The following is a 12,009-nucleotide window of genomic DNA, read 5'->3' as shown; positions in this document are numbered from 1 at the left end:
AATTTGTGCACAATAGACCTGCATTGTTTGTTAATAAATAGTAAATTAGCAACACTTCTCTATCGGCATTCTCTTGATGCGGCACTTTTTCTGCATCGGTGCTGAGGGATTCGAACAGTACGTTCAAGGACCCCGCTTGGGGCGTTTAAGGAAAGAACATAACAAAGAGTAGTCACATGAGCGCATTTCAAAAACTCGTCGAACATTCAAAAAAAGTCTCTAACTTTGGTCACTTAGCCTCCATCGTAGGGTGGGACCAAGCTGCCGTTATGCCATCAGGCGGTGCGGAAGCCCGTTCTAATGCAATGGCAGAACTTAATGTCCACATTCACTCTCTTATGACTCAACCTCATTTAGGTGATCTATTTGCACAAGCAGAAGAAGAGTCATTATCAACGCAAGATCAAGCCGTACTGCGTGAAATGAAACGCGATTGGCAGCAAGCGAATCTACTGCCTGAATCTTTAGTACAAGCGCAATCTCTCGCAGGTTCTAAGTGTGAACATGCGTGGCGTAGCCAACGTGGGAATGATGACTGGACTGGTTTCGAAAAAAACTGGGCAGAAGTCGTTAAACTGTCTCAAGAAGAAGCTCAAATTCGTGCAGAAGCTGCTGGCACATCACCTTACGATGCCATGCTGGAGCTGTACGAACCAGGTACAACATCCGCGTCTCTAGACGTGTTGTTTGCGGACGTAAAAACATGGTTACCATCAATGATTGATGAAGCCATCGAGAAGCAAAAAGCCAACAACATCCTGCTTCCTAACGGTCATTACCCGGCTGAAAAACAAAAAGCATTGGGGCTGGAAGTCATGAAGCTGCTTCAATTTGACTTCGAACATGGTCGTCTTGATGAAAGTGTTCACCCATTCTGTGGTGGCGTTCCTACTGACGTTCGTATCACCACTCGCTACGACGAAAAAGAGTTCGTGCAATCATTGATGGGCATCGTACATGAAACAGGTCACGCGCGTTACGAGCAAGGTCTGCCAAAATCATTAGCAGGCACTACGGCTGGTGAAGCTCGTTCAATGGGCATCCACGAATCTCAATCTCTGTTCTTCGAGATGCAAGTGGGTCGCAGCCAAGCCTTTGTTGAACACCTTGCTCGTCTGGCTTCTAACCATTTCGAAGGTCCTGAGTTTGCTCAAGACAACTTGTCGAAAATCTACACTCACGTGGAGAAAGGTTTCATCCGTGTCGATGCTGATGAACTGACTTATCCTGCTCACGTTATCTTGCGTTACGAAATTGAACGCGATCTCATGAATGGAGTTATTAAGCACACTGACGTTCCAGAACTGTGGAATGAGAAGATGAAGGCTTACTTAGGGCTGTCAACAGAAGGTAACTTCAAGAATGGCTGTATGCAAGACATCCACTGGACGGACGGTGCCTTTGGTTACTTCCCTTCCTACACGCTCGGTGCAATGTATGCTGCTCAATTCATGGCTGCAATGAAGCAAACGGTTGATGTAGATGGAGCGATTCGCTCTGGAGATCTATCCCCAATCTTCACTTGGCTATCTGATAACATCTGGAGTAAAGGCAGCTTGTTGTCTACTGACGACTTAGTAAGCCAAGCTACAGGCGATGTATTAAACGCGAAACACTTTAAAGCACACTTAGAAAGCCGTTATCTTGGTAAGTAAGATTTGCTTTTGAAAAAACCAAAAAGGCTGGTGAAATACCAGCCTTTTTATTAGTTTTAAATTTATCCCCAAATAACCTCGAGATGCTTGGTTCAGCGAGAAAGGCAATGATGTGTTAGCGAAGATCAAAACGGTCGACGCCAAGATCTTTCAAAAGATGACGCTAGATGTGTCGGACGACGACCTTGCCGCATTTCAGATTACTGCAGGTAAGTTAGCTGATAATTTAGCGAAAAAAGACAGCAAGTAAACTCACGTAGCCTCCAAACTTTTATGAGTATTAGCGGTTATTTTCCATGATCGTGATTGAATAAGAGAGCAACGCGTGCTGCTCTCTCCAATTAAGCTCTTATCCGGCTACGAATTTCTAATGTTTCTTGGTAAACATCTTCAAGGTGATACGGCTCAATTGCTTCATTAGAAATAAGCCACTCACCCAAGATCGAATCATCTTCAGTTTTTACGGCAATACAAGTGCCATCAACAAACATAATGTTGAGCCCATAGTCGTAGATAACAACCTCTGAAGAAGGGACAAACGCTTTATCAGCCAAATTTTCTTTTACTGCTTTACGGCTGCGTAATCGAATGACGTTGATACACTCGATTACTTTAGATTCTTCGCAAAACCTCACGCCTTCAAGCTGTGTCAGCTTTACCTCTTGTGGATTCAGCTCATCAACAAACCTTGCTACTGGCAAATGAAAGTCATGACCTTGGGGGCTTGTGTGCCATTCGTTTGTTAGCTCAACAAAACCAGTAGGCATCTGAAAAAACAATGGAGATAAGCTTGTCACCGGATCTGATTCAAGGCTCGTATTATCAATACTTGTCATTAACTTGCATTCTAATCCTACAATGCGCTTTAGTGCGTATATCGAAGCATCATCCATTTGATAGTCGAGTATTTCCATTACTTACCTCCTTACTCCATTGCTGACCGTTTTAATAACATAAACATCATCAAGAAGATGAACAAGCGACTTCTTCGATAACTTGATAGCTCAATTGCCCCTCTATCGTTTTACTTTCCATCAATGCGATGGAGTAAATTGGTATTGTTAGCGGTGAAATAAGAACCTCATCCAAAGGGGCTTGTTTTTCGACATGTCGAGCTAATGTAATGTGGGGGACGTACGTGCGTGACTCTGTCACAAACCCATGGCGCTCTAGAGTTTCTATTAATGCATTTTGTCGTTCTGCTATGGCGGGATTGTTCTTGATGCCTAGCCAAGCTAACTGTCTACCACTTTGATGGAACGTGCCGAGATGATCGACGACAATCTGCTCGCAAGAAGGCGTGACTGTGTGGAGAATCTTTGTGAGTTGCTGAGTTTCCTCGTTGGTCGATTCACCAATAAACGCCAAAGTAATATGGAAGTTGTCTTTTCGGGTATAACGCCCTTCAATTCCCTTTTGCTTCAGCTTATCTTGAATCAGTTTGAGCTTTGACTTACTTGCATCGTCAAACGTCATTGCAAAAAACAATCTCATCATAAACGTCCTTAAAGCCAGAATATCCATATTGTGGCAAACAAGCCTATGGAAATGAATCAACAGATAAAAGAAAGCCCAGAACAAACGTCTGGGCTTGGTGTTCACATTGCGGGTGCAAGTTGAGGTTTATACAAACAGCATTCACCATCAGGGCGTGTCTTAAAACGACGGTGCAACCACATATATTGACTCGGGCATGCCAAGATCGATTGTTCTACGATCTTGTTTACAAACACTGCCGCTTGGTCTGGGGCATTTTTCGGAAAACCTTCAACAGGAGCACGAAGGGTCAATGTATAGTGACCATCGCTACCACGAACCATGGTAAATGGTACTATTGCGCAGTCTGTTGAATCGACGAGCAAGCTTGTTCCTGTCGTAGTGCATGCACGCTTTACTGCAAACAAAGGTGCAAACGTCGAGCGACGCGTACCATAGTCATGATCCGGTGCGTACCAAACACGATGACCAGTATTGAGTGCTTCAAGCATGCCCTTAACATTTTTACGATCGATCAATGTACGATTCGAACGAGAGCGTCCCTTGTATTGAAAGTAGTCAAAACAGGGGTTGTTGTTTGGTCGGTAAACACCAGAACCAGATTTTTTGATGCCAAACGCACGAGCACCTAATTCTAGGTTCATTGAGTGAACCGCTAACATTAATACGCCCTTCCCTTGTTTCTCAAGCGCTTCGATGTGCTCCATACCTTCAATTGTCACGTGTTTGTTCACGCGTTTATCTGACCAGAACCATGCCATCGCGGTTTCGAATAAGGCAATACCTGCGTTGTCGATGTTATCTTTTAAAATCGCATCACGCTCTTGTTCACTCATCGCTGGAAAACATAGTTCTAAATTACGTTTGATCGTGACTTGTCGCTTTTTCATTAATCGCATAGCAAGACGACCAATTCCGCTTCCTAGCGCGAGTTGAACACGAAATGGGAGGAGACTAAAAAGGTACATGATGCCGATAATGATCAATGTGCCCCAGTAGCGAGGAGCCAGAAATTCTGCCTTGAATTTTGGTGCAGTATGCTTATTCATGAATGTGTCATCAGACGAGTTCGCCTATAAAGTTCTAAAAACAATGATAGAGATTAAAATCATTGACTGTGCTTATTACAAAAACTAAAGCGCGCGGATTCTAGGGCTCTTTAACACAACACACAATAAGAACTTTCCGATATTGCGGTCAGACCTATCAACTTGAACATAAAGGTCGTGATTTTCGTCGAATGGACACAAAAAAGCCGCCTTTCGTGGTTACAAAAGGCGACGAGTTAAGACTAGAGTTTTAAAACTTCGCTATCTAATACATTCTCTTTTACTAATTCAGACAGAATAGCGTTTGTTTTCTCTCTAAACAGATCTCTAAGTAACCTTACCGTTGGCGTTATAGACTGTCGGCTTGGGCAAATTAACCATAGCTCCGTCGGCGTCGGTTTATATTCACTCATGACATTCATTACCTTGCCATCCAGTAAGTCCTGCGACATGTCTAGACAAGATTTAATGGCTAATCCTTTGCCTGAAACACACCAACGTCGAACTAAGTCTCCGTCATTCGAAGCTCGGTTTCCTTTAAGTTTCACTTTGTATTCAGCACTGCCATCAGAGAACCCCCAGACATCTTGCAACGTATCGTGCAACTGATAAAGCAACCCATTGTGCTCAGCTAAATCTTGCGGATGCTTCGGTGTTCCTGCGAGATTGAGATACTCGGGTGTAGCGCACAATAATCGAGGTACGTTACAGATTTTAAAACCATACATACTGGAATCGGTGGGCGCACCATAACGCAACGCCATATCAACCGAATCACGGTAAAAATCTATGTTGCTGTCACTGATGTTGCTTCGCAATGTGACTTTTGAGTAGCTATCCATGAATTCATCCAACCATGGCGTAACCAAATTGCGCCCTAAATCAGAAGAGAGCGCAATACGCACCTCTCCATCAATGATATCGAGATCCTCACGCATGTTCTGCTTTGCATGTTCTAACATCTCTAGCGCTTTTTCACATTGAGGAAGGTAACGTTCGCCGGCGCTGGACAAACGTAAATGGCGTGTAGTACGAACGAATAGCTCCGCACCTAAAGAAGCTTCAACCCTTTTCACTGCTGCACTGGCCGTTGCTGTTCTCATATCGAGGGCTGTAGCAGCCCCAGTGATACTCCGAAACTCAGCGACTTTGAGCACGACTTGCAGATCTTCAAGCAACATATTATCTAATCCTATTTGATAATTTTCTGTCGATTATAATGCTTTAGAAAAGATAAGCATGTTTGAAAACTCACTTTTACTTAAGTCAGTTAACCTACTTGATCTACATTGCCCCTTCTGCCAAATAGAATTCTGATATACCCAAGTAACCTCGATATGCTAGGTTCAGCGAGACTGACTTGGTTTGTAGACGCGGCGGCGATTTAAAGGTTTAGTGGGTCTAAATCAAGAATCGGCAACAAAGTATACAAGCCAAGGCCCTTACTATTTGCAAAGAGTGCCCTTTGGGAGCGTGTCATTGACCCGATTGCTGCGTCAAACAACTTGGAAAGAGCTGGCTATTAAACTGCGTTGTTTTCCTTACTCTCGAATCAATGACAACGCTCTGAATCCTGCATCTTGAAGTTACTTGGGTATAGTCGTTTGTTTTTAAACACAAGCAGGTGTATAAACAGCGTGTAACCTTTCTATTGGAATAACCATGAACCTCGATACCTTGCTGGCTTTCGGCGGAATTGTTTTCTTTCTAGCGATAATTCCAGGTCCCAATGCCTTGTTGATACTGTTTACTGCACTGACGCAGAGCCGCCGCTTTGCCATTGCTAACATCCTTGGTGTGGCACTTGGTTTTATGATTCATGCGTTTGTATCCGCAAAAGGGTTGAGCTTGCTGCTTTCTCAATCGGCATTGGCGTTCAACATTCTTAAATGGATGGGCGTTGCGTATTTGGTTTGGTTGGGGATCAACAACCTAAAAAGCGGTCTTAAACTGGCTGACCAGAAGTTAAAGCTCGATCGTAAAGTTGAAGAACAAACTCTTAAACAAGCCTTTGTGAAAGGATTACTCACTAACCTTCTTAACCCGAAGATCGTGCTATTTTATCTGTCGATTTTCCCACAGTTTGTACAACCAGAACATATTCTTGAGCAAAGTATGATTCTAGGAGCACTGCAAGCAGGTATTGTGGCAAGTTGGTATTTATTCGTAATTTTCTTCGCAACGAAATTGAAAGTACTGCTTACTTCTTCGAAAACCAGCAAGTGGTTGAACTACGTTAGCGGTGCATTATTTATCTCTTTCGGCGTAGGGTTAGCAAATACTCGGTTTTAGACACAACGAGTTTTTCTGAACGAACAAAAACACGCTCTTTGGCGTGTTTTTTATTTTATACCGTTTTAACTTACACCTAAGCCCCTCGAAGTGCTTATTTAAAGAGCACGACTTGGTTCAACAGCGTGCGTTCGGTGTCTTTTTATGTTAGCCAAATACCGCAGCCAACAATAAGATCACAACAAACAGTGCTGCGACTAAACCTAATAAATACGATAGCTTTCCAGTGCCACCTTTTGGTGCTTGATTACAACATCCCATCATTTTCTCCATCTTCTACAACTTGTTGGTCGTATCCAATCTAGACCTTCCCCCAAGGTGAGAGTCAAACATTGGCAAAAATCCGCTAAATTTCCATATTTTCGGTAATAAATAATTCGCTATAAACACATTTATTAATATGCATTTTTTAACTCAATTTTGTGTTTTTTGACCAGAGCAAACGATTAAATTGATTACGATTAAGCCACTGAGATTTCGGTTCATTTTTGGGTAAATACATACCATTTTTGGCTATATACCCACAGATTCTTGCAGCCCTACAATACGCCGGTCTTACTTGTAGCACGCGGGTTCGCATCCAGAACTCGTGGCTCAATCATTAAAGGTATCGAATGAGCAATATCGCCAAATCCGCCGTCAAACTCAGTGTCTTTTCTGTCATCATGATTACGGTTACGTCCGTCGACAGTATAAGGAACATTCCGGGTGCCGCCTTATTTGGTAGTCACGCCATCTCTTTCTTTCTATTGGCTGGTCTTTGCTTCTTCGTTCCAACCGCATTAGTTTGTGCAGAATTGAGTACCACTTATCCGCAACAAGGCGGTGTGTATTTATGGGGTAAAGAGACGTTAGGTCCAAACTTTGGTTTTGCGACCGTGTGGTATCAGTATGCCGAGAACATTGTGTACTACCCACCGCTCATTTCATTCATCGTCGCGACTGGTGCGTATCCTTTCTTCCCTGAACTGGCACAAAACAACATCTTTATGTTGATCATGATTAACGTGATTTTCTGGGCTCTGACCTTGGTCAACATCTTTGGTTTGCGTTTGTCTTCGCTCATCACCAATGTGTTTGGCACTTTGGGGCTTATCTTCCCTATCCTACTGATCATCGGCTTGGGCGGTTACTGGGCTTATACCAACCCTAGTGAATCGCATATCTCCCTTCGTCATGCGTCTGACTGGCTACCGGATTTCTCGCAAGATGGTATTGGTGCAGGCTTTACAGCAGTTGTGCTTTCTCTAACAGGACTTGAGATAACCACGTCTTACGCAAGTGAAGTCGACAATCCGCAAAAGACTTACCCTAAGGCGCTGATTGCTTCAACTGTGTTGATTTTAGTCTCTTTGACTGCATGTTCACTTTCCATCTCTTCCGTAGTATCGAGCGATCATTCCAGCTTGAGCGAGGGCGTAATTCTGGCATTCAAAGCGTTCTTTGATGATTTGAACATGTCATTCATGCTGCCAGTTATCGCACTTGCCATTGTGTTTGGCAGCTTAGCGAGCCTAAACAACTGGATCATTGCACCAACCAAGAGCCTGCACGTCGCCGCAAAAGACCACTTCATGCCACTGACGCTATCAAAAGAAAATAAGAACCAAGCGCCGGTTCCACTTCTTTTGCTACAAGGTGCGATTGTGAGTGTGCTTTCTTTGGTGTTTATCTTGGTACCAAACGTGAACCAAGGCATGTGGCTATTGAATATTCTAATGACTCAGCTCTACATGGTGATGTACATCTGTATCTTCGTAAGCTTCTTGGTATCACGCCGTAAACATGCAGATATTGAACGTCCATTCCGCGTGCCTGGCGGCAAGTTCGGTATGATGTTAGTCGCAACACTTGGCTTGGTCAGTTGCTTAGTAACTATCTTCGTTTCATTCGATGTACCAGCAGGCATTAGTGCTCAAACTGGTGCTTACGCTTTGATTCTTGGCTTTATCGCCTTCAGCTTGCCAGCAATTGCAGCGGTGATGTACCGCAACCGTAAGCGTCGCCAACAAGGTCAATTGATTGAAGCGATGGCGAATTAATCTGATCAATGTTTCTTTAGATAGCAAAAAAGTGTTTCTTCAGATAACAAAAAGCCGCGAATGATTCGCGGCTTTTTATTGATAAACTTTTGGATTAGTGACCTACCGTCTTAGACAGCAAGTTCACAATCATTACGCCAGTAAGAATGAAACCAATACCGACGATAGCTGCAAGATCGAGCTTTTGTCCGTATAGGAAGTAGCCAACCGCAGCAACAAGAACAATCCCTGCCCCACTCCAAATTGCGTACACAAGACCAACAGGCATACTTTTCACGGTGACAGACAATAGGAAGAAAGCGATGCCATAACCGATAATAACCACGGTACTTGGCATCAACTTGGTAAACTGTTCAGTTTTAGGAATAGAAGAAGTTGCAATCACCTCACACACGATAGCAATAGACAACGCAACCAATGGAGGCATAGAAACAAGCATTTTGAACATAAGGCAATCAACGCTCAATTAACCTGAACTCGATGACATATCGAATCTCTGAGCGGCGCATTATAATCAAAATCCGTCAGCGCGCTATAAAAAGTGATGCAACTCACATTTACGCGGGTGTAATAATCACACTCAAAAGTCAGAATCTTCCAAATTGATGACGCAACCAGGTGCATCTTTTCGTGCTGTGATCAAAGCGTCTGGGTCTGCATAAACGATATTATTCAGTCCAAGCTTTTGCATATCATCAATATGGTACATCCACGCAGCATCGTCGATATCACACCCTGCTTTGTGTAATTTCTCGCGTTTATTCATATGACCAAACATGGTGATCTTAGGGTTAACATCAACCAAGGCAAAAAACGCGTCCTCATGTTGACGCCATAAGCTGAGCGACTGTTGCCATTGCTCAAGCTCTTTCTGATCAAAGCCATCGACATCCCATTCATCTTGCATGGCACCGCCAAACCAAAGTACATCAGAGCCTTTCATCACTAAGGTGCTCGGTGCTGCGGTTAATACATAATTCGCACAGGCAGACGCACATGTACCATTGACGATCAAATGGACTTGGTTGGTATAAACCCAGCGTCCAAGTTCCATAGCAGGACGATATTCACCAGAGTCACTGTCAATCATCATGGCAACCACACCATTTGGTTGAACATTTGCTAACTCAATAGCCTCTGTTACTTTCTCTGCTGTAATCTCACCGTTAAAGTAAAGAGTTCGTCCTTCCATATAAATCTCATTAGACAAACTGCATCCCGCTAATCCCGCGAGTGTGAGTGCGCTAAGCCACCTTTGCATATCCCTCTCCATGATCTTTGTTCCAAAACTGAAAGCCAACTTCAGATTAGTATTGGACAAGATGAATATAAGCGAGAGAGAAACTGGCACATTTTTGACCAACGTCAAAATATGCACACAGACACGCATGAAAAACTAAAAATACGCTAGCTAAAAAAGGAGACTAAGGGCTTTTGACGGTACCTTCTAACGAACTTGAGTGAGCGTAACACTCGGAACTGTGTGCCCGCTCATCGAAATACCACTATTAGATCTGCTCTAAATGGTGAGGAAAGCCTGCAAGGAAATGAATTTGAAATGATCGCACTAATAACCGCCATCAACACTATCGACGACATTGGCTTGACCGCCACTTAAGTGATGTTGTTGAGCAAGCTCAAAGTAAATATGCATATCAATAGGTTCTGGTGTATTCAACAACATTTTACCGACTTCGCGTTGGAAGTGCCCATAATTACCGAGCTCTTGCGTTAAGCCCAACTGCTCGTAACTCGCGAGACTAGTAAACATCCCATACGCATATTGATAGCGCGTCATATCTCGATGTTTCTCATGACCTAGCTCTAATAGCGCCTTATCAACTTCATCTGGTGAGTAGCTGTTCTTATCCCCAAACTCTCTAAGTAAAACATTAGGAACTTGATGTGCGATGCTCTGAATGGTCTCTTTTCTCTTAAAAATACCGAACATGATATCCTCCGCTGACGATGATTATCCAAACTGTGTACATAAGCACGAGTTGGTGAACCCTTTCGTGTTTTTAGTATTAGGGTTCAAAAATTATACTAACTCGATCTCATAATTGCCTTCAAACTCTACGCTCTGTGTTTCACAAAAATGTATTCAGAAATCTTGCAGCAATCACAGTTGGTAGTTTGTGTTTTCTTATCGACATGACCTGACAGCACTAAGCTAAATTTCATCGGCAGTCATGGAACATAGCGTGTCTTATTATTCGCCATTAGATGTATCAAGGTGAGTTATCGATTTCTTGTCGTCGCTCAGATGTATACCCAAGTAATCTCTAAATGCTAGGTTCCGAGAGAATGACTTGGTTTGTAGACGCGGCGGCGATTTAAAGGTCTAGTGGGTCTAAGTCAAGAATCGGCAACGAGTCACTTGGGTTTACAACGCAAGCTTCTGCTGAGATTGAGCCATATGAAAAGAAATCCCGTTCAAAGTCACATTTCATGTCGACATCCGCAAGCAATTACGTTAGCTTTAGAAGTATAGACGTCTAAAAAGTTAAGCTTAGGGAGAGAAAGCCGTGCCAATTAGAATTCCAGATCAATTACCCGCTAGTGATGTATTGAGGACAGAAAACATCTTTGTGATGAGCGAGAGTCGAGCGGCGAGTCAGGAAATCCGTCCATTGCGAGTGCTTATTCTCAATTTGATGCCAAAAAAGATTGAGACCGAAACGCAGTTTCTTCGCCTACTTTCCAATAGCCCTTTGCAAGTTAATGTTGAGCTACTTCGAATCGACAATCGTCCAAGCAAGAATACACCGACTGAACACCTTGATACCTTCTACCGTCAGTTTGAGATGGTAAAAGGTAAAAACTTCGATGGTCTTATCATCACGGGAGCGCCGCTAGGCTTGGTTCAGTTCGAGGACGTCATCTATTGGGACCACTTGAAAACCATTATGGAGTGGGCAAAAGACCACGTCACTTCGACTCTTTACGTGTGTTGGGCAGCGCAAGCTGGTTTGAAGCTTCTCTACAACTTGCCAAAGAAAACACGTAAAGAAAAACTGTCTGGTGTATATCACCATAACATTCACCACCAGTACCATCCTCTTTTACGAGGCTTCGATGATACATTTTTAGCGCCGCACTCTCGCTATGCAGATTTTTCACCGGAGTTTTTAGAAGAGCACACTGATCTTGATATTCTCGCGACATCTGATGTTGCTGGCGTTTATCTGGCAACAACCAAAGACAAACGTAATGTCTTTGTGACCGGTCATCCTGAATACGATTCCCATACTCTTCATAACGAGTACATTCGCGATCTGGGTGAAGGCATGGAACCTGCAATTCCAATCAATTACTACCCAAATAACAATCCAGATAATCCGCCATGCGCGAGTTGGCGTAGTCATGGTCACTTACTATTCTCTAACTGGCTTAACTACTGCGTTTACCAACAAACGCCTTATGATCTGGACCACTTCAGTGAAGATGCATTTACGAAAGACGATTAAGTCG

The 12,009-nt window shown here is 43.4% G+C and carries 12 protein-coding genes; 5 read left to right on the top strand and 7 right to left on the bottom strand.

What is annotated here, in order from left to right; genetic code table 11:
- The first annotated feature begins 176 nt into the window (after positions 1-176).
- Positions 177-1,655, top strand: coding sequence for a carboxypeptidase M32 (locus AACR11_RS06090; RefSeq protein WP_029789763.1), 1,479 nt, complete (start codon positions 177-179; stop codon positions 1,653-1,655).
- A 112-nt stretch (positions 1,656-1,767) separates the two neighbouring features.
- The gene (locus tag AACR11_RS06085) at positions 1,768-1,905 is read left to right on the top strand and encodes a hypothetical protein (RefSeq protein ID WP_009696979.1); all 138 of its coding nucleotides are present in this window, start codon (positions 1,768-1,770) and stop codon (positions 1,903-1,905) included.
- 91 nt (positions 1,906-1,996) lie between these two features.
- On the opposite strand, the gene AACR11_RS06080 is transcribed toward AACR11_RS06085, so the two are convergent.
- The 4 genes from AACR11_RS06080 to AACR11_RS06065 form a co-directional block, all read right to left on the bottom strand.
- A complete protein-coding gene (locus tag AACR11_RS06080) occupies positions 1,997-2,569 on the bottom strand; it encodes a hypothetical protein (RefSeq protein ID WP_029789764.1) in 573 nt (190 codons plus the stop codon).
- A gap of 49 nt (positions 2,570-2,618) precedes the next feature.
- Positions 2,619-3,149 (bottom strand): RNA 2',3'-cyclic phosphodiesterase, encoded by a 531-nt coding sequence (gene thpR / locus AACR11_RS06075; RefSeq protein ID WP_029789765.1) that lies wholly within the window; start codon positions 3,147-3,149, stop codon positions 2,619-2,621.
- Between the two features lie 104 nt (positions 3,150-3,253).
- The gene (locus tag AACR11_RS06070) at positions 3,254-4,201 is read right to left on the bottom strand and encodes an LpxL/LpxP family Kdo(2)-lipid IV(A) lauroyl/palmitoleoyl acyltransferase (RefSeq protein WP_029789769.1); all 948 of its coding nucleotides are present in this window, start codon (positions 4,199-4,201) and stop codon (positions 3,254-3,256) included.
- 242 nt (positions 4,202-4,443) lie between these two features.
- The gene (locus AACR11_RS06065; protein WP_029789770.1) at positions 4,444-5,382 is read right to left on the bottom strand and encodes a LysR family transcriptional regulator; all 939 of its coding nucleotides are present in this window, start codon (positions 5,380-5,382) and stop codon (positions 4,444-4,446) included.
- A gap of 481 nt (positions 5,383-5,863) precedes the next feature.
- Between AACR11_RS06065 and AACR11_RS06060 the strand changes: the two genes are divergently transcribed.
- A complete protein-coding gene (locus AACR11_RS06060; protein ID WP_009698046.1) occupies positions 5,864-6,493 on the top strand; it encodes a LysE family translocator in 630 nt (209 codons plus the stop codon).
- Between the two features lie 614 nt (positions 6,494-7,107).
- Complete coding sequence (locus AACR11_RS06055; protein WP_005451870.1) at positions 7,108-8,535, top strand: APC family permease; 1,428 nt, start codon at positions 7,108-7,110, stop codon at positions 8,533-8,535.
- Positions 8,536-8,629: 94 nt separating this feature from the next.
- Here the strand turns inward: AACR11_RS06055 and AACR11_RS06050 are convergent, their stop codons facing one another.
- The 3 genes from AACR11_RS06050 to AACR11_RS06040 form a co-directional block, all read right to left on the bottom strand.
- Positions 8,630-8,962: a DMT family transporter gene (locus tag AACR11_RS06050; RefSeq protein WP_005451868.1), complete on the bottom strand. Its 333-nt coding sequence runs from the start codon at positions 8,960-8,962 to the stop codon at positions 8,630-8,632.
- 153 nt (positions 8,963-9,115) lie between these two features.
- The gene (locus AACR11_RS06045) at positions 9,116-9,796 is read right to left on the bottom strand and encodes a hypothetical protein (protein ID WP_223295804.1); all 681 of its coding nucleotides are present in this window, start codon (positions 9,794-9,796) and stop codon (positions 9,116-9,118) included.
- A 306-nt stretch (positions 9,797-10,102) separates the two neighbouring features.
- Complete coding sequence (locus AACR11_RS06040) at positions 10,103-10,486, bottom strand: hypothetical protein (RefSeq protein ID WP_029789860.1); 384 nt, start codon at positions 10,484-10,486, stop codon at positions 10,103-10,105.
- Positions 10,487-11,063: 577 nt separating this feature from the next.
- Between AACR11_RS06040 and metA the strand changes: the two genes are divergently transcribed.
- The gene (gene metA, locus AACR11_RS06035; RefSeq protein ID WP_005451864.1) at positions 11,064-12,005 is read left to right on the top strand and encodes a homoserine O-acetyltransferase MetA; all 942 of its coding nucleotides are present in this window, start codon (positions 11,064-11,066) and stop codon (positions 12,003-12,005) included.
- Positions 12,006-12,009: the final 4 nt, after the last annotated feature.

It is taken from the genome of Vibrio sp. L85 (assembly GCF_963871815.1).
GTDB classification, from domain to species: Bacteria; Pseudomonadota; Gammaproteobacteria; order Enterobacterales; family Vibrionaceae; genus Vibrio; species Vibrio harveyi.
The sequence above is the reverse complement of the archived record's forward strand: the minus strand, read 5'-3'. Positions and strand labels throughout refer to the sequence as shown.